This window comes from Ruegeria sp. CL7, assembly GCF_056536445.1.
In genome coordinates this window covers 1,401,877-1,421,277 of sequence record NZ_JBQFPQ010000001.1, presented here as the reverse complement: position 1 = coordinate 1,421,277, position 19,401 = coordinate 1,401,877, and the positions used below count along the sequence as shown (strand labels likewise).

Genomic DNA, 19,401 nt, shown 5'->3' with positions numbered 1-19,401 from the left:
GGAGAAATAGACGAATGGTTGCGGATCACTCTCTTCCGACGATTGGGATGCTGTGGATGGAAGGCAGCCTGAGCTTTCTGGAGCAGATGTGCATGCTGTCATTCGTCGAATGCGGTCACAGGGTCGTTTTGTTCCACTATGGGCAAGTCGACAACGTTCCGGATGGTATCGAACTGGTGTCGGCAAATGAAATCCACGAACCCAGGCAGTTCATCGTGAACAACCAGTTCAAGACGCCGGTGCCCCAATCCGATATCTTCAGATTGCACCTGATGAAGAAAACGGATTTTCTGTGGTGCGACACGGATGTTTTGGCGCTTGCCCCGATCCCAAGGGCCGATCATGTTTTTGGGTATTTCAACCGCGATACCATCTGCAATGCTGTTATGCGGCTGCCTTTCGACAGCCCCACGTTGAACGCGTATTCCGAATACTGCCAGGACCCCTTTCCGATCCGCCCCTGGGTTGAAGGGGAGGAGCGGAAGGAACTGGAACGCCTGAAACAGGCTGGTGAGTTGCCTCATGCGTCAGATCAGGAACACAGTGTTTACGGCCCCGGTGTCATGACATGGTTTCTGCGCCATTTTGACGAGTTGAAGCATGCCAGCCCCATACCGGTCTTTTATCCTTTGCCGTTCAGACGGGCAGGGCAGGCCAATGACATTCACGTCCGAGAGTTCAGGGACGCGTATATCAAAGAGGAAACGCTTGCCGTGCATCTGTGGGGACGCCGGATGCGGTGGTGGATTGCAAACGGAATCAAACGGCATTCGTTTCTGGATCGACGTTTGCGGAACCTGGGGGTGAGACCGGGCGACGCGCCTTTGCCGCGCCACGGCCGAGGGGGCCTCAAACCGGTGGAGTTTCCCGCAAACCTGCCCACCTTGCGCGCTACGACCGAAGAAATCCACGACGCCACCGGCGGCGTTGTTTCTGTTGCTCTGCTCTCTGACCGGGAAGACTATCTCAAGGCGGCACAGGCTGATCTCGACGCAATTGCAGCTGACAATCTGTACGGTGCCAACACCCCGCCGCGCGTGGGTTTTTCGCGCGGTTGGGAACACTATGACAGTGACCCTGCTAGGCTGAATGCGCTTGGTATGGCTTTGTACAACTATGCGGATAGTCATCGATCTTTACCCGACCTGCGCGCGCCAAAGACATTTGCCGAAAAGCTGGTGGTCATGAAGCTGTTTGGCGAAGTCCCTGATGCATTGATCTCTGACCGGTCCAAATACGTGGGCAGCGCCTCGGAATTGCTTGCCTGCCCGCAGCGCATGTGGGAGGCGCACATTCCGGCATTGCCCGAAACACTCGACCTCGGGCCCGGCCAGTATTGGTTGAAAGGAACGATGAGCCATGGTCACAAGCTGGCCCTGTCGTTCCCGCTGGATGCCACGCAGCGCGATGATGCCAACCAGAAGCTGGCCGCGTGGCACAAGACAAAAACGTCCGAAGGGTTCTGGACAGGCGAATGGTGGCGCGCCAAGCAAAAGCCCCTCTATTGCATCGAAGAAGACTTGACCGCCGGGGATCGACAGGCCGGCACCTGGAAATTCTGGGTGATCGCCGGACGCGTGCAGCTGGTGCAGGTTGACCGTGACCGGGGGCGTGGGCGCATCCAGATGCTCCATGATCGCGACTACAACTACCTTGCAGATGAGCTGTATTCGCCAACCAGCAGCACCGTTGAACCCCGGCCCGACCGCTTTGAAGACATGATCCGGATCGCTGAAACCCTGGGGCAAGACGTTGAATGCGCAAGCGTAGAGCTTTTCCCGGTTGGTGACAGAGTTTGCTTGGGTGACATCATGTTGGCGCCGGTGTCAGGCAAGCACAAGATGCGGTCGGATGCGCTGGATCAGCGTCTGGGTGCTGCGTGGACCGGAACTCGGCTGTTCCCCGGCTGAGGCTGGACAATCCCCGGATCTTTCATGCCGCCGGAACAGGTGGCAGGGCCTATTCGACCGCGATTTCCTGGCGCAGTTTTCCAGTTGTTTTGTCAAAGATCAGAATGCGATTGTCATCGGTTGCGACGGCATACCAGTTTGCCCCGATGGTCAGGGCCTGCGCCCGGGCGCCGTCGGGCAGCGCGATCTGATCCGGCAAGGTGGGTGTGCGGTCCGATAGGCGGATGACAATCAGGGCGAATGTCACTAGAACCCCGCCAATCATCACCGCGGTCAACAGCATGACCATCCGCCGCAGCAATCGCAGTTGCGGAGTTTCCTGCGGTTCTTGAGGTTCGGAAGGGACAGTCATGGGCACCCGCCAGATTGAGTTTCAGATCGCGGCCGATCCGCCGCCTCGCCTTGATAAGGCGCTTTCCCGCGATGTACCAGACGGGGAAAGCCTGTCGCGCACCCGACTTGCGCGTCTGATCGAAGAGGGCGCGGTACAGATCGACGGTGCCGAGGTACGCGACCCCAAGGCCAAGGTGGCCGAAGGGGCGCGTGTCACGATTGTCGTGGCCGAGGCCGAAGACAGCCATATCGGCCCCGAGGACATCCCGCTCGAGATCGTCTTCGAGGATGCGGACGTAATCGTCGTCAACAAACCCGCAGGCATGGTCGTACACCCCGCGCCGGGATCACCCAGCGGGACTTTGGTGAATGCTTTGCTCCACCATTGCGGAGACGATCTGTCGGGCGTCGGCGGGGTGAAACGCCCCGGTATCGTGCATCGCATCGACAAGGAAACCAGTGGCCTTCTGGTGGTCGCAAAGTCAGACGCGGCGCATCACGGGCTGGCCGAGCAGTTCGCGGCGCATAGCGTCGAGCGGTATTACCGTGCGGTGTGTTACGGGGTGCCGGATGCCAACGATCCTCGGTTGCGCGGTGTCAAAGGGATCAGCTTTGAACCCGGCAACATCATGCGCGTTACGACGCAACTTGCGCGACACAAGACCGACCGTCAGAGACAGGCGGTTCTGTTCCATGGCGGGCGGCATGCCGTGACACGCGCGCGCGTTGTCGAGACATTTGGAGTGCCTGCGGGTCTTGCCCTGATCGAGTGCTGGCTTGAAACCGGCCGAACGCATCAGATCCGCGTTCATATGGCCCACGCGGGGCACGGGCTGGTGGGCGACCCGGTTTATGGCGGCAAGCGCAAGTTGTCCGCCAAAGCGTTCTCTGCCGCTGCCGCCGGTTTTGCAGGCGCTTTTCCCCGTCAGGCACTTCATGCCGCTGTTTTGGGATTCGAGCACCCTGTCACTGGTGAATCCCTGCGGTTCGAGGCCGGTTTACCGCAAGATATGCAATGCCTTGTCGAACGTCTGCGGACACCGCTGTCATAATAAGCAAACTCCTGTGAAAAAGGGCTTTTCACCTTTCCTTAACGGAAGATTAATTCCAGACTGTTAGCAGCACCTCTTGAATGGGAAGGGTTCCTTACCCATATCCTATGTTAAACATCTAAACATTTGTCGGAGGGACACAATAATGGCAAACTACGCAAATCTTCCCGCACCGACGCCCGAGGGCGGCCTGAATCGCTATATGCAGGAAATCCGCAAGTTTCCTCTGCTGGAGCCGGAAGAAGAATACATGCTGGCCAAACGCTGGGTCGAAGAGCAGGACACCGAAGCCGCGCACAAGATGGTGACGTCTCACCTGCGTCTGGCGGCCAAGATCGCCATGGGCTATCGCGGCTATGGTCTACCGCAGGCCGAAGTGATTTCCGAGGCCAATGTGGGTCTGATGCAGGCTGTCAAACGGTTTGACCCAGAAAAAGGCTTCCGTCTGGCGACCTATGCCATGTGGTGGATACGTGCCTCGATCCAGGAATACATCCTGCGGTCCTGGTCTCTGGTGAAACTGGGCACGACCTCGGCGCAGAAAAAGCTGTTCTTCAATCTGCGCAAGGCCAAGGCCCGCATCGGTGCACTGGAAGAGGGCGACCTGCGCCCTGAAAACGTCAAGAAGATCGCCACTGATCTGGGGGTGACCGAAGAAGAAGTGATCAGCATGAACCGCCGGATGTCCGGTGGCGATGCGTCCCTGAACGCCACGGTCGGGTCCGAAGGCGAAGGCACCATGCAATGGCAGGACTGGCTTGAGGATGAGGATGCTGATCAGGCCGGTGACTACGAAGCACGCGATGAACTGGAAGCGCGTCGGGAATTGCTGGCGGCGGCTCTGGATGTGCTGAATGATCGGGAAAAGGATATCCTGACCCAGCGTCGTTTGATGGATCAGCCGGTCACGCTCGAAGAGTTGAGCACTCAGTATAACGTAAGCCGAGAGCGCATTCGCCAGATCGAAGTGCGCGCGTTCGAGAAGCTGCAAAAGAAAATGCGGGATCTGGCGCGGGAAAAAGGCATGTTGGGCGTCAGCTAACAGTTGCGCCCTTCTTGCCTCGCAGGAAGATTCTTTGCGTTCAAGCAATGACGGAAAACGCCCTCTGATGATCAGGGGGCGTTTTTTGCGAATGTTGGCGGAAACTGAACCAAAGGCCTAAATCAATGGCTGAAGGTCGAAAGCTGTGTTAGGAAAAGACGTGTTTTGTCTTTGATTTCGCAGCAGAACGAGCGCTGGTGACCCCTCGGGAAGCGCGTAATTTGAAACAAGCCGAGTACGGAGGGCGCAATGCAAAGACCGGTTCAATTTGGTGTATTGGGTGCCGCGAAATTTGCCCGCGAATACATGGCCCCGGCGATACATGCCGCCAATGGGGCGCGCTTGGCCGCGCTGGCAACCTCGGATGCAGCAAAAGCAGAACCGTTTCAGTCCTTTTGCCCGGATTTGCAAGTATTTGACAGCTATGATGCGTTGTTGGCAGACGCCGAAATCGACGCAATCTACATCCCGTTGCCCAACCATATGCATGCGGAATGGAGCCTTAAGGCTTTGAGCGCTGGCAAGCATGTTCTGTGCGAAAAGCCCATGACCATGAAGGCGGATGAATTCGACGCATTGATCCAAAAGCGGGACCAAAGCGGCCTGCTGGCCGCCGAGGCCTACATGATCGTCCATCACCCTCAATGGCAGCTTGCAAGGAAACTGATCGCTGATGGTGCCATCGGCAATTTGGTACATGTGACCGGAGCGTTCAGTTTCGACAATCGGGCAGATACCCAGAATATTCGAAACCGCGCGGAAACGGGCGGCGGCGGATTGCGTGACATCGGGGTCTACGTGATCGGCGGGGCGCGCTTTGCAACCGGGCAAGAGCCTGTGTCGGTGCAATCCGCGATCCGTTGGCAGGATGATATCGACATCTTCACTGAAATTCGCGCGCAGTTCCCCGGATTTACCTATTCCAGCTATGTTTCCATACGGATGCATCCCCATCAGGAGATGGTGTTTCACGGCGAAAGCGGTTTGATCCGTCTGACGACCCCGTTCAATGCACGTGTGTTCGGAGAGGCTCGGGTCGAGCTGCACCGGCCGGGGCTTGAAGTTCAGGTCACCCGCTTCCCCGGAGCAGACCATTACACGTTGCAGGTCGAGGCCTTTTGCCGATCAATCAGGGACGGGGCGGAGTATCCCTGTCCTTTGGAATTCTCACGCGGGACGCAAGAGGTGATTGATCGTGTATTCGAAGGCGCGATTTCGCTGTAACTTGCGTTGCGGCCAACGGCTAAGCTATCCTGAGTGTCACAATTTCAGGAGATGACCGATGGCCGGAGGTTGGGCACGCGACGGCGCTGTGAGCGAACAGATCGAAGCGTCGATCTCAGATGAACTGGCGCGGATGCAGGCGCAAAAGCGGCCCCAGGGCGAAAGCTTGACCCATTGTGCCGAATGCGAGGAACCTATCCCGGAAAAGCGTCGCGTCGCGTTGCCCGGAGTAAAGCTCTGCCTGGATTGCCAGCAGGAACGGGACGGCGCGTTCAAGGCGCGCGGCGGCGTCAATCGGCGGGGGTCGAAGGACAGTCAGTTGAAGTGATCTTGGGTATGGCCGCGATGAGCCAAACGTACATGAGCTTCGATCGCGTCAGTAATCAAGACTTTAAACAGAACTGTCACATCGATGCATGATCATTGCTAATCTGCATGATCCCACCCATCCGCTTTTTAGCAGCAAAAACCAACCGTCAACGATGTGGTCTTCCTGACCTTTCTGGGCGTATTGTCGACTGCGCAGGCCTATTTGCTTTGGTACGAGGCCGCCGCACGTGTCTCGATCCTGACGGCCACCTGATTGGTCGCCACCTCAGTGGTGTTCACCTTCGTCAATCCGGCTATTTTTCTACGGGCGCCGATCATCCCAAGTGGCCGCTCTGGGGGCGACTTTGATCGTTTCGCAGTGTTTCTGGCGACCGGGAAAAACTAGGTGAAAGCCAAACTGGAGTTACCGGCGGCGCCACCAACGTCGCAGCAGGTTGACGTCCATGGCGGCCACCATGATGCCCAAAGGGATCATCCAAAAGCCCAGGACAGGAAGAAAACCGAAGACGCCCGCGACGATCAACAATAGCCCCACGACAAACCGCAGCCCCCGCGGGACGTTGCGGCGGATCCGGGCCAATACAGGGTGCAGGCGGTGCTGGATGGCCCGCCAGCGCCCCTTGTCGCCCGGGTCAGTCACCCCTCCATCGCCTCCAACTCGTCGATAAAGCCCGAGATCATCGACAGGCCCTTGTCCCAGAAGTTCGGGTCGCTGGCATCCAGCCCGAACGGGGCCAGCAATTCCTTGTGGTGCTTTGATCCACCTGCGCGCAGCATTTCGAAATACTTGTCCTCGAAACCTTCGGCGCCGCTTTCATAGACCGAATAGAGCGCGTTCACCAACCCGTCGCCGAAGGCATAGGCGTAAACGTAGAAGGGCGAGTGAACAAAGTGCGGGATATAGGCCCAGAAGGTCTCGTACCCGTCCATAAATTCAAACGCGGGGCCAAGGCTTTCGGCCTGAACGCTCATCCACAGGGCGTTGATGTCATCCGGAGTCAGTTCCCCCTCGCGGCGGGCGGCATGCAGTTTGCATTCAAAGTCATAGAAGGCGATCTGGCGGACCACCGTGTTGATCATGTCCTCGACCTTGCCGGCCAGCAGCACCTTGCGCTGTTCGGGCGTTTCGGCCTGATCCAGCATCTTGCGGAAGGTCAGCATCTCGCCGAAGACGCTGGCGGTTTCGGCCAGTGTAAGGGGCGTCGAGGACAGCATCTCGCCCTGATCGGCGGCCAGCACCTGATGCACGCCGTGGCCCAGCTCGTGCGCCAGGGTCATCACGTCGCGCGGTTTGCCCAGGTAGTTGAGCATCACGTAAGGATGCACCTCGGTCACGGTGGGATGTGCGAAGGCGCCCGGGGCTTTGCCGGGCTTCACCGCCGCGTCGATCCAGCCTTTCGAGAAGAACGGCGCCGCGATGTCGGCCATGCGGGGATCGAAGGCGGCATAGGCCTCCATCACGGTTTTCTCGGCGTCCTCCCACGACACGGTGCGGGTGTCTTCCATCGGCAGCGGCGCGTTGCGGTCCCAGACCTGCATCACATCCAGCCCCAGCCACTTGCGCTTGAGCTCATAGTACCGATGGCTGAGTTTGGGGTAGGCGGCCACAACCGCCTCGCGCAGGGCTTCAACCACTTCGGGTTCGACATCGTTCGACAAGTGACGCCCTGTTTGCGCGGTCGGCATCTTGCGCCAGCGATCGACGATTTCTTTCTCTTTGGCCTGCGTGTTGTGGACACGGGCAAATGTTTTAATGTTCTCTTGAAACACGCGGGCCAGTTCCCGCGCCGCTGCCTCGCGCTTGGAGCGGTCCTGTTCGGTCAGCAGGTTCAGGGTGCCCTCGATGTTCAGTTCATTGCCATCCACATTGAACGTCAGACCGGCGATGGTTTCGTCGAACAGACGCTCCCACGCGTCGCCGACAACGCCCAGATCGTGCAGGAATTTTTCCAGCTCGTCAGACAGCTGATAGGGCTTCATAGCGCGGATACGCCGGAACACGGGCTCGTATCGGGCCAGATCCGGGTTGGCAGCAAAATGCGCCCCAAGCACATCATCTTCGATCCGGTTGATCTCGAGCGTGAAAAACACCAGAGGCGTTGTGAACACGGTGATCTTTTCCTGCATGTCCGACAGGAACTTGGCCCGCTCTGCGTCGGTGGTCAGCTGGTAATAGCGCAGACCGGCAAAGGACATGATACGGCCTGCGACGGCGTTGATCTTTTCATTGCGCTGAACGCAGGCCAAAAGGGCCGCGGCGTCCAGCTCTGCCAGCTTGCCTTCATAGTCGGCCGCAAAGGCGGCACATTCGCCTTCCAGCCAGTCCAGGTCGCGCGCCAGTTCGGGCGCTTCTTCGGATGTGTAGAGATCCGTCAGATCCCATTCGGGGAGATTGCCCAGATTGTCGGCGCCGCCCATTGCGTTTGCGTCACGGACGGGAAAGGGAAGGTCGCGCATGGATCACCTTTTGTAGACTGCTTTTGCAAACATCTAGGGGTGGCGCGCGCGGATCACAAGCGGCCAATCCCAAGGTGAAAAGGTTTACGTGGAAACCAGCTCGGACGCCCCATTTGATTGGTTGGCCCGGAAATGCCTGGCAAGCTGGTCCAGAACCGGGCCCCGAACGTCCGGTGCTTCCATCAGCACTTCATGTTCACCGTTCGGGATTTCGATCAATGTACCATTCGGCCAATTGGCCATGCGCGCCCGAATGGCCTTGCGATCGACGATCTGTTCGTGGCTGCCCAGAAAAGTCAGACAGGGTGTCTTCGGGGCGGGCTGTTCCATCAACCATTCGCATTCGTCCAGCGACTCGCGCAGCCAGCGGTTGGAGGGGGCACCAAGAGCCAGTTCGGGATGCGCATTCAGCTGATTTTGCATCATCCGGTACATGTCCGGGTCGCGGGTCAGCATATTCCCATCGAAAGGTTGCGACAGGACATAGCTTTCAAGCGTTGTGGTCGGGGGGGTGCGTTCGCCAAGGCCAAGCGCGGTGCCCCAATACGCTGTAACGCGGCTCAGAGGTTTCATGACCGGAGTGAAGAAAATTCCCCACATTGGGCCGGTGAACGCGCACGCGGCAAAACACCCTTTTTCGATGACGGCACGCAACCCGATGGCACCGCCCATCGAATGCCCGACGACATACCACGGCTTGGGCAGATCCAGAGCGTTCGCAAGGTCCAGGGTTGACTGAACATCGTATTGGTAATCGGTGAAATGATCGACATGGCCGATGCGTGGGTTGTCCAGCAGCCGATCCGAAAGACCCTGACCGCGCCAGTCCACGGCCAGCATAGCAAAGCCGCGTTTCGTGAATTCACCGGCTGTACTGCCATATTTTTCGATATATTCGGTGCGTCCGGGGAACATCATGACGGTGCCATGTGCACCATCATCCGGAAGCCAGTGACCCACGCGAATGCGTGTTTGGTCAGACGTCGTCAACCAGTGGGCCTTTCCACCGGCAGGTCCGCCGGCCACGTCTTCAAAAAAGGGGGCCGGCGACAACTCCATCAGGCCAGTACCGAGGCAAGCTTCATGGCAACACCCATGTCGCCGTCAATGCTCAGCTTTCCGGACATGAACGCGCCGGTCGGATTCAGCTCACCGCTGAGGATCTGTTCGAACGTCTCTGCATCAGCGCTCATGGTGACACTGGCCTCTTCATCGCTGACCCGCGCACCGTTTTCGTCCAGGACGATCGAACCCAGATCAGTGATGGCAAACTTGGCTGTGTCATCAAACGCGCCGCCATCCAGTTTTTCGTTCAGTGCGGCAGCCGCCTTTTCAAGAGTCTCGCTCATGCTTTTCCTCATATTGTTAGTGCGCCGTGAATGGACATCCCCGGTCGCAACGCTACACTGACTATTGTTATGAGCATTGCAATTCACAATCTCAAAGGTACCGTTGCGGCACTTTTTGTCCTAGTCACGTTTTCCTCCAATTGTTTCGCGCAGCAGGCGGATTCACGGGACGAGGATGAGTTGCTGCAAAAACTGGCGCAGTCGACCCCGGAACAGGCAATTGCACTGGATCGGCAGTTGCAGGCGCTGTGGTCGCAATCGGGGTCTGCGTCGGCTGATCTGCTGCTGGAGCGGGGACGCGAAGCCTTGGATGAGGGCGACGTCGGCGCTGCTCTGGATCACCTGACCGCGCTGACGGATCACGCGCCTGATTTTGCCGAAGGCTGGCATCTGCGCGCCTCTGCCTTTTTCGGGGTCGAGCGATTTGGTATGGCGGCCGCCGATCTGGAACATGTGCTGACGCTGAATCCAAATCACTATGAGGCGATCTACGGTCTGGGTCTGATCTTTGAAGTTATCGGGGAACCTCGGAAAGCCTACGAGGCTTATTCTCGGGCCTTGGCTATACATCCCCATCACGAAGAAGTAACCAATGCCGTGAATCGGCTGAAGCCTCGGGTTGAAGGCAAGGCGCTGTAAGGCTCGGGGCAGGGGGCGAATGTGAGCGGGTCATCCCGAATCGTGGCCGTACTTGGCCCGACCAACACTGGTAAAACCCATTACGCTATCGAACGCATGCTGGGCCATCGGACCGGCGTGATCGGTCTGCCGCTGCGCCTGCTGGCGCGCGAGGTCTATGACAAGATCGTTGCGATCCGTGGGCCGTCGGTGGTGGCGCTGGTCACGGGCGAAGAACGGATCGTACCGCCTCGCGCCCAGTATTGGGTGTGTACGGTTGAGGCGATGCCGGAAGGCATGGGTGCTGATTTCGTTGCCATCGATGAGATTCAGCTTTGTGCCGATCCGGAACGGGGTCACGTCTTCACCGACCGTCTGCTTAGGTCTCGCGGCACGAACGAGACACTGTTCCTGGGCTCGGACACAATGCGTGGCCCGATTTCGGCGCTGGTCCCCCAGGCGCAGTTCGTGCGGCGAGAGCGGATGTCACAGCTGGTTTACTCGGGCTCCAGAAAGATCAGCCGGATGCCTGCGCGCAGCGCCATCGTGGGGTTCTCGGTTGAAAACGTCTATGCCATCGCCGAATTGTTGCGCCGCCAGAAAGGTGGAGCTGCGGTGGTCATGGGGGCGCTCAGCCCGCGGACCCGGAATGCACAGGTGGACCTGTACCAAAACGGTGAGGTTGATTACCTGGTTGCCACGGACGCTATCGGGATGGGGTTGAACCTGGATGTGAACCACGTTGCGTTTTCATCCCTGTCCAAATTCGACGGGCGCAGGATGCGTCCGCTTGCGCCGAACGAGCTGGCGCAGATCGCGGGCCGGGCAGGTCGCGGGATGTCGGATGGCACATTCGGCGTAACCGGAGAGGCCCCGCCGCTGGACGAGGGCGTGGCGCAGGCGATCATGGACAGCCGGTTTACGCCGATGAAAAAGCTGAACTGGCGAAATGCCGCCCTTCGGTTCGGCTCGATTGATGCGCTGATCGACTCGCTTGAGGTCGGCCCGGATGATGAACACCTGATCAAGGCCCGCCCTGCTGATGACCTGAACGCGTTGAAATCGCTGTCGCAAGTAACCGAAGTTATCGCCCGGGCAAGCGACGGCCCGTCCATCCGGTTGCTGTGGGATGTGTGCAGAATCCCTGATTTTCGCGGTATCAGCCATGCGGAACATGCCAGCTTGCTGGAGGTGATCTATGGCCATCTGCATGAACGGGGATCCATTCCCGACGAGTTCATGGCACGGCAGATCAGACGGATCGATCAGACCCACGGCGATATCGACGCTTTATCTAAAAGATTGGCATATATTCGCACGTGGACATATGTTGCGCAGCGGAAAGGGTGGGTTCGTGACGAATCACATTGGCGTAACGAAACCCGCACTGTAGAAGACAGACTGTCCGACGCTCTGCATGAGCGTCTCACGCAAAGATTTGTGGATCGGCGCACATCCGTTTTGTTGCGCCGGCTCAAACAGAAGGAGGCCCTTTTGGCCGAAGTAAATGACAAGGGTGAAGTGACCGTCGAAGGCGAATTCGTCGGTCGTCTGGAAGGGTTCCGGTTCATCCCGGACAAAAGCGCGCAGGGAACCGAGGCAAAAGCTCTGAAATCGGCGTCTCTGCAAGCACTCGCGCCGCAATTCCATCTGCGCGCCGATCGCTTCTACAACGCGCCCGATACTGAAATTGATTTCACTGATCAGGGTGGCCTGATGTGGGGTGAATACGCCGTTGGCAAGCTGGTTGCCGGGGCGGAACCTCTCAAACCTATGGTCGAAGTGTTCGTTGACGAAGCGGCGGGGCCGGATGTCGAGCAGAAAGTGCAGCGCCGTTTGCAGCACTTCATTGACCGCAAGGTGGCCGCTCTGTTCGAGCCGCTGCTGAACCTGTCCCGCGATGAGGAACTCAGCGGCCTTGCCAAAGGCTTTGCTTTCCGCATGGTCGAAGCGCTGGGTATCCTGCCCCGCGCACAGGTCGCACAAGAGGTCAAGGATCTTGATCAGGACGCCCGCGGCGCCTTGCGCAAGCATGGTATCCGGTTCGGCCAGTTCACCATTTTCATGCCGCTGCTGCTGAAACCGGCCCCGACGCGTCTGCGTCTCGTGCTTTGGGCGCTGTCCAGCGGGTTGCAGGAATTCCCCGAAGCGCCGCCTCCGGGCCTGGTGACCGTGCCGGTCGCCAAGGATGCGCCGCAGGGCTATGACACCATGTGTGGCTACCGCGATGCAGGCGAGCGTTCGATCCGTATCGACATGCTGGAACGTTTGGCGGACATGCTGCGCGCAGAAGACAGCCGCGGCGGTTTCGAAGCCAAACCCGATATGCTGTCGATCACCGGTATGACGCTGGATCAGTTCGCAGACCTTATGCAGGGGCTGGGATACAAGGCGGAACGCGGCGAGCGGCCGAAAGTCAAACCTGCACCGGCCGAACAGCCGGCGGCAGCTGAAGCGGACAAACCGACCGCCGAAGAAGCCCCGGCAAGTGAAGTCGCGGCAGAAGACGTCGCCGCACCCGCCGAGGCGGCAGCCGAGGCCACCGACGGCACCGAGGCGGCAGCCGAGGCTGGTGCGGACAGCCTTCCCGCAGAACCAGTGTCAGACGAACCCGAGGTTGAAGTGTTCTACACCTTCACCTGGGCCCGTCAGCGACAGCCCAACCGAGGTCCGCGCCGCGAGCAGGGGCAGGGCAAGGGCAAACCGCGCGGCAAGCCGCAGGATGGCCGTGGCAAACCGCATGGCAAGAAGGGCGGCAAGCCTCAGGGCGCCAAGACCTTCTCGTCCCGGCCGCCGAAAAAGGAAAAGGCGATTGATCCCGACAACCCGTTTGCAGCCGCGCTGATGGGTTTGAAGGACGGCAACTGATCCGAAATGGCCGAGGCCAAGCTGCGGATTGACAAATGGTTGTGGCAGGCGCGGTTCTTCAAGACCCGCAGCCTGGCCGCCAAACAGGTCAGCGGGGGCCATGTCAGGTTGAACGGAAGCCGGGTGCAAAAACCGGCGCAGGCCGTGGCCCCGGGCGACGTTCTGACCTTTCCTCAGGGCCGTATCGTCCGCGTTGTGCGCATCGAAAAAATCGGGGATCGCCGTGGTCCGGCCCCCGAAGCGCAAACGCTGTATTTCGATATGACCGAAAAACAGGACGTTCCGCCCAAAAATCCGGGGTTTGAGGGAAAAGGTCGCCCGACAAAGAAAGATCGCCGTTCTCTTGATCTTTCTCGCACTGAAGATCGCTGATCATATCTTGAAGAGTAGGCCAGACTGAATTAGCTAAACGCTCAAACCGCAAACGGGAATCCGATCATGACCTATGTTGTCACCGAAAACTGTATCGCCTGCAAATATACCGACTGTGTCGAAGTATGTCCGGTGGACTGTTTCTATGAAGGTGAGAACACGTTGGTCATCCATCCCGACGAATGCATCGACTGCGGTGTTTGCGAACCGGAATGCCCGGCCGACGCGATCCGCCCCGATACTGAACCGGGCATGGATCAATGGGTCGAATTCAATCGCAAGTACTCGGAAATGTGGCCCGTGATCGTCACCAAGAAAGATCCGCTTCCCGATGCAGAAGAACGCGACGGTGAAGAAGGCAAGATGGAGAAGTATTTCTCGGAAGCACCGGGCGAGGGTGGTTGAACGATTCGCGCTCAAACCTCTGTTTGATGCGAAAAGAACGCGGCTCAACCTGTTGAAAACAGGTTTAATATGAAAATTTACCGCCGGGTAAACTTTCGGGTGTCGTATTTTTGTGATATACTTGGTTCTTGTATGATGACCGAGATTGGGATGCGCTCCACAAGTATGCTCGCTTTGGAGATTTGAATTTGTGACAATATCGCCGCCTGTCGGGGCTGAGAAAGTCCCCGCATGTGGTGCTTTTGTTGTCTGTGTCCCGTCCGCAAGCAAGGAAAAAACTGAATGACAAAGTCGAAAAAGCTCGAGTTCCGCCCGAACGACTATGTTGTCTACCCCGCTCATGGCGTAGGCCAGATCATCTCGATCGAAGAACAGGAAGTCGCGGGATTCTCTCTGGAGCTGTTCGTCATCTCATTTGAGAAAGACAAGATGACTCTGCGCGTGCCGACCAACAAGGTTACCGAATCCGGTCTGCGGTCGCTCAGCTCGCCCGACGTGATCAGTCAGGCGATGAAAACGCTGAAGGGAAAGGCAAAGGTCAAACGCGCCATGTGGTCGCGCCGTGCTCAGGAATACGAGCAGAAAATCAACTCGGGCGATTTGATTTCGATTGCGGAAGTGGTCCGCGATCTGCATCGCACGGACGACCAGCGCGAGCAGAGCTATTCCGAACGTCAGCTGTACGAAGCTGCGCTGGAACGCCTGACCCGCGAGGTTGCGGCGGTTTCCGGCACCGGCGAAGTATCCGCCGCCAAACAGGTGGACGAAGTTCTGACCTCTCGCGCTGCCTGACAGCGAGTTCGATATGACAACAGGCCGCTCCACCATCGGGGCGGCCTTTTTCGTGGCTTGGTGAATTCCGCAAGTGCCGCTAATTCTACTGTATATGCAGCAAGCTACAGGGCGGACATGAAGCAGACAGTTAGATATCTGTATATCGGACATGACCCGATTTCGGTCTGGTTTCGGTACGCTCTGATCCTGTTCGATGTTGCGACAATCATTTTCTTTGTCGCAACGGCTCACGTCCCTCATGGTCCCGGCTTGATCCTTGCAAGCCAGTTGATCGGTTTTTTAATTTTCTTGGACTTTTCAGCGCGGCTTTGGATTTCAAAGGATCGTTGGAAGCTGCTGCGCCAGATTTATACGCTGGCGGATATTGTCGTTATCGTCTCGCTGGTTCTGGATCCGTTTCTGACGGGCAACCTGGCTTTCCTGAGGATTCTGCGGGCCTTGCGCCTGATCCATTCATACCACCTGCTCAGGGACTTGCGACGCGACAGTACCTTTTTTCGCACCCATGAAGACGCGGTGATTGCAGCAATCAATCTGATGGTTTTCGTCTTTGCCACCTCTACGGCGGTATTGGTGTTCTTCATTCCGGAAGACGCCCAGACGCCTTACATAGACGCGCTGTATTTCACCATGGCCACCCTGACCACAACCGGGTTCGGCGACATCACGCTGAGCACACCTTGGGGCAAGCTGTTTTCGGTCTTCATCATGGTCGTGGGCGTCGCGTTGTTTGTCCGTTTGGCGCAGGCGATATTCATGCCGCAGAAGGTACGTCACAAATGCCCAAGCTGCGGGTTGTATCGGCATGATCCGGATGCCGTGCATTGCAAGCACTGCGGTGGAACACTGCGGATCGAAACAGGCGGCGCGTCCTAAATCTGCGCGCTGATGGCAAGCAGAAACGCAATCTCGGCCAGTTGTTGCGATGCCCCAAGTATGTCCCCGGTCTGGCCGCCGATCTTCTTGCGCGCTGTCAGCGCCAAGATGGCGGCAACCAAGGCAGCAGAGAATATGGCGGTGATCGCCGCACCCCCGCACATGAAAACGGCGATTGTAACGGCCAGGCCCAAGGACATGCTGACCGAAATCGCGCCGGGGGTTCCCACCGAATGGCTCAGCCCCGATTTTCTGGCGTTTGGCAGGGATGCCATCAAAACCGGCATCAGGGCGCGTGAGAACACGCAGGCTGCCAGAATCGGCCAAATCGACCCGGTTGCCAAAATCGTGGCAACTGCCGAAACCCGAGCAAGCTGGGAAACAACCAAAGCTAGAACACCATAGGTTCCGATCTGGCTGTCTTTCATGATTTCAAGTCGACGTTCAGCGGTGAACCCGCCCCAGAGGCCGTCGAACGTATCGGCCAGACCGTCCTCGTGTATTGCGCCCGTCGTCATGATCAACATTGCAACCAACAGTGTCGCGGCAACAAAAGGGGGCAGATGAAAGACCATTGCCAACCATCCGACCAGACAGGCGATCGCTCCGACGGCCAGCCCGGCGATGGGGAAGGCCCATGCCGCCTGTGCCTGCCGCTTGAATACAGGTTCCGGCAATCGGGGCAGGGGCAGGCGGGTCAACAGCACCAGAGCCAGCGGAATATCCCACAGGGAAAAGGGATTGGTGTCGTTTTTCTGCACGCCCGTGCCTTTCGGGGTCTTGTTGGTTTCGATGCTTCGGTTAAACACACAGGACCACTCTGATGCAATGAGGCTTTCATGTTGCCTGAACTGAATGATTTGAACGCGTTCCGTGCTGCGCTTGCAGCGGCTCCGGGGCCGGATGCCACCGCGGCGCAGGGCGCGGCAGAGCGAAACGGACAACTGACGAAACCCCCGGGCGCGCTGGGGCGACTTGAAGATTTGGCAATCTGGTACGCAGGATGGCGCGGAGATGCCCGTCCAAAGATCGCGGCGCCACAGGTCATCGTCTTTGCCGGAAACCACGGAGTCACCGCACAGGGGGTCTCGGCCTTTCCGTCGGAAGTGACCGTGCAAATGGTGATGAACTTCGAACATGGCGGTGCGGCGATCAACCAGCTGGCCCGGGCGGCGGGTGCAACGATGGATGTTCACGCGCTGGATCTGGATAACCCGACCGCAGATTTCACCCGGGCACCGGCCATGACGGAAGCCGAATTGCTGGACGCGCTGCGCACTGGCTGGCAGGCCGTGGATCCGCAGGCTGATCTGTTGGTCGTGGGCGAGATGGGCATTGGCAACACCACCCCGGCAGCCGCGATTGCCTGCGCGCTGTTCGGTGGTGACGCGGCCGATTGGACAGGTCGCGGGACGGGCGTCGATGATGCGGGGCTGACCAACAAGACCCGTGTTGTTGCCGAAGGTGTAGCGTTGCACAGGTCAGAGGATGGCCTTGAAATTCTGCGCTGCCTCGGAGGTCGTGAGATTGCGGCGATGGCCGGGGCGATTGCCGCCGCGCGGATATTGCGCATTCCTGTGATCCTGGACGGTTTCATCTGTACCGCTGCCGCTGCCTGCCTGTGGAGGCTGTCGGACACCGCGCTGGATCACGCCGTGGCCGGCCACCAAAGCGCCGAGGCCGCACACGGTGCCGTATTGGCGAAGCTGGGCAAGGAACCGCTGCTGAGCCTTGGTCTTCGGCTGGGCGAAGGCTCGGGCGGGGCGCTGGCGATCAATATTCTCAGAAGCGCCGTGGCCTGCCATTCCGGTATGGCAACCTTTGCCGAGGCAGGAGTGTCTGACGGTTGATTCATTGCCTGACCCGGGCACAGGCTTGGGTCAGGCGGACTTCTTGGCGTGTTTTTCGGCCAGTTCCAGCAGCGCGGTTTCCAGATCCTTTTCCAGCTGCTGTGCACGCTCGATGTATTTCTTGTTTTCGGCAGTTGGCAGACCCGGGACCCACAGCTCGGCGAGATCGCGAACAGACATCCGGTCATGATGATAAAAAGTCTGTTCCGCCTGTGCGGCCTCGTACTCACTCAGCCCGATATTCTCCAGAACATAGCGGCCTGCGCGCAATGAGCTGTCGAAAAGTTCCCGCACGATGTCGTTGGCACCAGCCTGATAGAGCTCGTACACATGAGTCCGGTCGCGGGCGCGTGCGATGATGTGCAGGTCAGGGCGCTGCCGTCTGGCATACCCGACAAGCCGCGTGACTTGTTTGTGGTCATCCATGGCAGCGACAAGGACCGACGCTTTTTCCAATCCCGCAGCGCGCAGCAATTCAGGGCGTGTTGGATCGCCCAGAAACCCTTTGACGCCAAAACGGCGCATCAGCTGAATAGTTTCGATGTTGTGGTCCAGCACAACCGTCTTGAACCCGCTGGCCCGCACCAGCCGGTTTACAATCTGCCCGAACCGACCGATCCCGGCAATGATGACGGGGCCTTTTTCGTCAATTTCATCCGGCACGGGTTCTTTGGAAGTGTCGCCGATCTTTCGCGACAGAAGATCGTAGATGATAAACAGAAGCGGTGTGATCAGCATCGTCAAAGCGATGATCATCAGCAGTTTTTGGGACAGGTCGGGGGGGATGACATTCTGTTGCGTGGAAAATGCCAGCAGAACAAAGCCAAACTCACCCGCTTGCGCCAAGCCCAAGGTAAACAGCCAGTGATCGCGCCCACGCAACTTGAAGGCCTTGCCCACAAGATACAGGATGATCCCTTTTGCAAGGATCAAAAGAAGCGCCAGACCGATCAGGTCAAGGGGGTCATCAAAGAAATAGGCAACATCGATCCCGGCACCGACCGTGATGAAGAAAAGCCCAAGCAAAAGCCCTTTGAATGGCTCAAGGTCGCTTTCCATTTCATGTCTGAACTCGGAACTGGCCAGAACCACGCCCGCCAGGAAGGCGCCCAGGGCAGGGGAAAGTCCGACGAGGGTCATCAGGAAGGAAATCCCGACCACGATCATAAGCGCCAGAGCGGTATACATCTCGCGCAGGCGGGTCGCGTGAATGAAGCGAAACAGCGGACGGGTCAGGTAGACACCGGCCAGAATGACAAACACCACTGCCCCGATCGTGACCAGCGTGACGGCCCAACCCGGCAGACCTTCGACCAGAGAAAGGCTGTGATGGTCCGCGCCGTGAAGTCCTCCGGCCCCGCGGTCAATCGAACCATCCGATTTGATCTGAGGCATGGCCGGCAAGGCCAGAAGTGGAAGCAAGGCCAAGATCGGAATGACCGCTATGTCCTGGGTTAACAGCACCGAAAACGTAGCTCGACCGCCATTTGTTCGCATCAGGCCCTTTTCGGAAAGGGTCTGAAGAACGATTGCCGTGGATGACAGCGACAAAGTCAGCCCTACGGCCAGGGCGACCGACCAGGGGTGGTTGGCGTACATTGCCACGGCAGCAATCGCAGCCGTCGACAACGCAACCTGCAACCCGCCCAACCCCAGCAACTTGTCGCGCATATCCCACAGGGCGCGCGGCTCCAGTTCCAGACCGATCAGGAACAGCATCATCACCACACCGAATTCGGCAACGTGCTGAAGGTTTTCCGTTTCCGCGCCGACAAGGCCAAGAACAGGACCAATGATAATCCCGGCAGCCAGATACCCCAGAACCGACCCCAACCCCAGCCGTGCAGACAGGGGAACGGCGATGACTGCGGCTGCCAGATAGATTGAAGCCTGATATAGGAATACGTCCATAGGTGTCCT

General features: G+C 58.4%; 19 protein-coding genes. 12 read left to right on the top strand and 7 right to left on the bottom strand.

Going from position 1 to position 19,401, the window contains the following annotated elements:
• Nucleotides 1-14: 14 nt before the first annotated feature.
• Complete coding sequence (locus ACR0LI_RS07135) at nucleotides 15-1,910, top strand: ATP-grasp fold amidoligase family protein (RefSeq protein WP_480718241.1); 1,896 nt, start codon at nucleotides 15-17, stop codon at nucleotides 1,908-1,910.
• Between the two features lie 49 nt (nucleotides 1,911-1,959).
• Here the strand turns inward: ACR0LI_RS07135 and ACR0LI_RS07130 are convergent, their stop codons facing one another.
• On the bottom strand, nucleotides 1,960-2,262 hold the full coding sequence (locus ACR0LI_RS07130) for a DUF6476 family protein (RefSeq protein ID WP_152457651.1): 303 nt from the start codon (nucleotides 2,260-2,262) through the stop codon (nucleotides 1,960-1,962).
• Between ACR0LI_RS07130 and ACR0LI_RS07125 the strand changes: the two genes are divergently transcribed.
• The 4 genes from ACR0LI_RS07125 to ACR0LI_RS07110 all read left to right on the top strand — a co-directional run bounded on the left by ACR0LI_RS07125 (nucleotide 2,261) and on the right by ACR0LI_RS07110 (nucleotide 5,889).
• Entirely contained in the window at nucleotides 2,261-3,295 is a 1,035-nt protein-coding gene (locus ACR0LI_RS07125; RefSeq protein WP_171633146.1) for an RluA family pseudouridine synthase, read from the top strand. The genes ACR0LI_RS07130 and ACR0LI_RS07125 overlap by 2 nt on opposite strands.
• Nucleotides 3,296-3,440: 145 nt before the next feature.
• Entirely contained in the window at nucleotides 3,441-4,337 is an 897-nt protein-coding gene (gene rpoH / locus ACR0LI_RS07120) for an RNA polymerase sigma factor RpoH (protein WP_171116444.1), read from the top strand.
• A 249-nt stretch (nucleotides 4,338-4,586) separates the two neighbouring features.
• Nucleotides 4,587-5,561: a Gfo/Idh/MocA family protein gene (locus ACR0LI_RS07115; RefSeq protein WP_480718240.1), complete on the top strand. Its 975-nt coding sequence runs from the start codon at nucleotides 4,587-4,589 to the stop codon at nucleotides 5,559-5,561.
• A gap of 58 nt (nucleotides 5,562-5,619) precedes the next feature.
• The gene (locus ACR0LI_RS07110) at nucleotides 5,620-5,889 is read left to right on the top strand and encodes a DksA/TraR family C4-type zinc finger protein (RefSeq protein ID WP_170346639.1); all 270 of its coding nucleotides are present in this window, start codon (nucleotides 5,620-5,622) and stop codon (nucleotides 5,887-5,889) included.
• A 405-nt stretch (nucleotides 5,890-6,294) separates the two neighbouring features.
• Here the strand turns inward: ACR0LI_RS07110 and ACR0LI_RS07105 are convergent, their stop codons facing one another.
• The 4 genes from ACR0LI_RS07105 to ACR0LI_RS07090 form a co-directional block, all read right to left on the bottom strand.
• Nucleotides 6,295-6,531: a hypothetical protein gene (locus tag ACR0LI_RS07105; RefSeq protein WP_171633140.1), complete on the bottom strand. Its 237-nt coding sequence runs from the start codon at nucleotides 6,529-6,531 to the stop codon at nucleotides 6,295-6,297.
• Nucleotides 6,528-8,348 carry a M3 family oligoendopeptidase gene (locus tag ACR0LI_RS07100; protein ID WP_480619156.1) on the bottom strand — a complete coding sequence of 607 codons (1,821 nt, stop codon included), beginning with the start codon at nucleotides 8,346-8,348 and terminating at the stop codon, nucleotides 6,528-6,530. Before ACR0LI_RS07100 ends, ACR0LI_RS07105 begins: the two co-directional genes overlap by 4 nt.
• 84 nt (nucleotides 8,349-8,432) lie before the next feature.
• The gene (locus ACR0LI_RS07095) at nucleotides 8,433-9,407 is read right to left on the bottom strand and encodes an alpha/beta fold hydrolase (protein WP_171723459.1); all 975 of its coding nucleotides are present in this window, start codon (nucleotides 9,405-9,407) and stop codon (nucleotides 8,433-8,435) included.
• The gene (locus ACR0LI_RS07090) at nucleotides 9,407-9,697 is read right to left on the bottom strand and encodes an SCP2 sterol-binding domain-containing protein (RefSeq protein WP_152457676.1); all 291 of its coding nucleotides are present in this window, start codon (nucleotides 9,695-9,697) and stop codon (nucleotides 9,407-9,409) included. Before ACR0LI_RS07090 ends, ACR0LI_RS07095 begins: the two co-directional genes overlap by 1 nt.
• Before the next feature lie 30 nt (nucleotides 9,698-9,727).
• On the opposite strand from ACR0LI_RS07090, the gene ACR0LI_RS07085 reads away from it, so the two are divergent.
• The 6 genes from ACR0LI_RS07085 (at nucleotide 9,728) to ACR0LI_RS07060 (ending at nucleotide 15,631) form a co-directional block, all read left to right on the top strand.
• Nucleotides 9,728-10,336 carry a tetratricopeptide repeat protein gene (locus ACR0LI_RS07085; protein ID WP_480718239.1) on the top strand — a complete coding sequence of 203 codons (609 nt, stop codon included), beginning with the start codon at nucleotides 9,728-9,730 and terminating at the stop codon, nucleotides 10,334-10,336.
• A gap of 21 nt (nucleotides 10,337-10,357) precedes the next feature.
• On the top strand, nucleotides 10,358-13,183 hold the full coding sequence (locus ACR0LI_RS07080; protein ID WP_480718238.1) for a helicase-related protein: 2,826 nt from the start codon (nucleotides 10,358-10,360) through the stop codon (nucleotides 13,181-13,183).
• A gap of 6 nt (nucleotides 13,184-13,189) precedes the next feature.
• Nucleotides 13,190-13,555, top strand: coding sequence for an RNA-binding S4 domain-containing protein (locus ACR0LI_RS07075; protein WP_171633125.1), 366 nt, complete (start codon nucleotides 13,190-13,192; stop codon nucleotides 13,553-13,555).
• A gap of 66 nt (nucleotides 13,556-13,621) precedes the next feature.
• Nucleotides 13,622-13,960, top strand: a complete 339-nt coding sequence (gene fdxA / locus ACR0LI_RS07070; protein ID WP_152457680.1) for a ferredoxin FdxA — start codon at nucleotides 13,622-13,624, stop codon at nucleotides 13,958-13,960.
• A gap of 282 nt (nucleotides 13,961-14,242) precedes the next feature.
• Complete coding sequence (locus ACR0LI_RS07065) at nucleotides 14,243-14,752, top strand: CarD family transcriptional regulator (RefSeq protein ID WP_171116428.1); 510 nt, start codon at nucleotides 14,243-14,245, stop codon at nucleotides 14,750-14,752.
• Nucleotides 14,753-14,869: 117 nt separating this feature from the next.
• Nucleotides 14,870-15,631 carry an ion channel gene (locus ACR0LI_RS07060; protein WP_171633123.1) on the top strand — a complete coding sequence of 254 codons (762 nt, stop codon included), beginning with the start codon at nucleotides 14,870-14,872 and terminating at the stop codon, nucleotides 15,629-15,631.
• Here ACR0LI_RS07060 and cobS read toward each other — a convergent pair.
• The gene (gene cobS, locus ACR0LI_RS07055; RefSeq protein ID WP_480619162.1) at nucleotides 15,628-16,440 is read right to left on the bottom strand and encodes an adenosylcobinamide-GDP ribazoletransferase; all 813 of its coding nucleotides are present in this window, start codon (nucleotides 16,438-16,440) and stop codon (nucleotides 15,628-15,630) included. The two genes, ACR0LI_RS07060 and cobS, sit on opposite strands and share 4 nt — an antisense overlap.
• A 30-nt stretch (nucleotides 16,441-16,470) precedes the next feature.
• Here cobS and cobT point away from each other — a divergent pair, with 30 nt between their 5' ends.
• Nucleotides 16,471-17,481 (top strand): nicotinate-nucleotide--dimethylbenzimidazole phosphoribosyltransferase, encoded by a 1,011-nt coding sequence (gene cobT / locus ACR0LI_RS07050; protein ID WP_480619165.1) that lies wholly within the window; start codon nucleotides 16,471-16,473, stop codon nucleotides 17,479-17,481.
• 30 nt (nucleotides 17,482-17,511) lie between these two features.
• On the opposite strand, the gene ACR0LI_RS07045 is transcribed toward cobT, so the two are convergent.
• The gene (locus ACR0LI_RS07045) at nucleotides 17,512-19,392 is read right to left on the bottom strand and encodes a monovalent cation:proton antiporter-2 (CPA2) family protein (RefSeq protein WP_209833366.1); all 1,881 of its coding nucleotides are present in this window, start codon (nucleotides 19,390-19,392) and stop codon (nucleotides 17,512-17,514) included.
• Nucleotides 19,393-19,401: the final 9 nt, after the last annotated feature.

Excerpts from the sequence above, each read along its gene's own strand:
- ACR0LI_RS07135 (WP_480718241.1), top strand. The coding sequence starts at position 15 with ATGGTTGCGGATCACTCTCTTCCGACGATTGGGATGCTGTGGATGGAA.
- ACR0LI_RS07085 (WP_480718239.1), top strand. The coding sequence starts at position 9,728 with ATGGACATCCCCGGTCGCAACGCTACACTGACTATTGTTATGAGCATT.
- ACR0LI_RS07060 (WP_171633123.1), top strand. The coding sequence starts at position 14,870 with ATGAAGCAGACAGTTAGATATCTGTATATCGGACATGACCCGATTTCG.
- cobT (WP_480619165.1), top strand. The coding sequence starts at position 16,471 with ATGTTGCCTGAACTGAATGATTTGAACGCGTTCCGTGCTGCGCTTGCA.
- ACR0LI_RS07095 (WP_171723459.1), bottom strand. The coding sequence starts at position 9,407 with ATGGAGTTGTCGCCGGCCCCCTTTTTTGAAGACGTGGCCGGCGGACCT.
- ACR0LI_RS07110 (WP_170346639.1), top strand. The coding sequence starts at position 5,620 with ATGGCCGGAGGTTGGGCACGCGACGGCGCTGTGAGCGAACAGATCGAA.
- ACR0LI_RS07090 (WP_152457676.1), bottom strand. The coding sequence starts at position 9,697 with ATGAGCGAGACTCTTGAAAAGGCGGCTGCCGCACTGAACGAAAAACTG.
- fdxA (WP_152457680.1), top strand. The coding sequence starts at position 13,622 with ATGACCTATGTTGTCACCGAAAACTGTATCGCCTGCAAATATACCGAC.
- ACR0LI_RS07115 (WP_480718240.1), top strand. The coding sequence starts at position 4,587 with ATGCAAAGACCGGTTCAATTTGGTGTATTGGGTGCCGCGAAATTTGCC.
- ACR0LI_RS07130 (WP_152457651.1), bottom strand. The coding sequence starts at position 2,262 with ATGACTGTCCCTTCCGAACCTCAAGAACCGCAGGAAACTCCGCAACTG.
- ACR0LI_RS07100 (WP_480619156.1), bottom strand. The coding sequence starts at position 8,348 with ATGCGCGACCTTCCCTTTCCCGTCCGTGACGCAAACGCAATGGGCGGC.
- rpoH (WP_171116444.1), top strand. The coding sequence starts at position 3,441 with ATGGCAAACTACGCAAATCTTCCCGCACCGACGCCCGAGGGCGGCCTG.
- ACR0LI_RS07065 (WP_171116428.1), top strand. The coding sequence starts at position 14,243 with ATGACAAAGTCGAAAAAGCTCGAGTTCCGCCCGAACGACTATGTTGTC.
- ACR0LI_RS07075 (WP_171633125.1), top strand. The coding sequence starts at position 13,190 with ATGGCCGAGGCCAAGCTGCGGATTGACAAATGGTTGTGGCAGGCGCGG.
- ACR0LI_RS07045 (WP_209833366.1), bottom strand. The coding sequence starts at position 19,392 with ATGGACGTATTCCTATATCAGGCTTCAATCTATCTGGCAGCCGCAGTC.
- ACR0LI_RS07125 (WP_171633146.1), top strand. The coding sequence starts at position 2,261 with ATGGGCACCCGCCAGATTGAGTTTCAGATCGCGGCCGATCCGCCGCCT.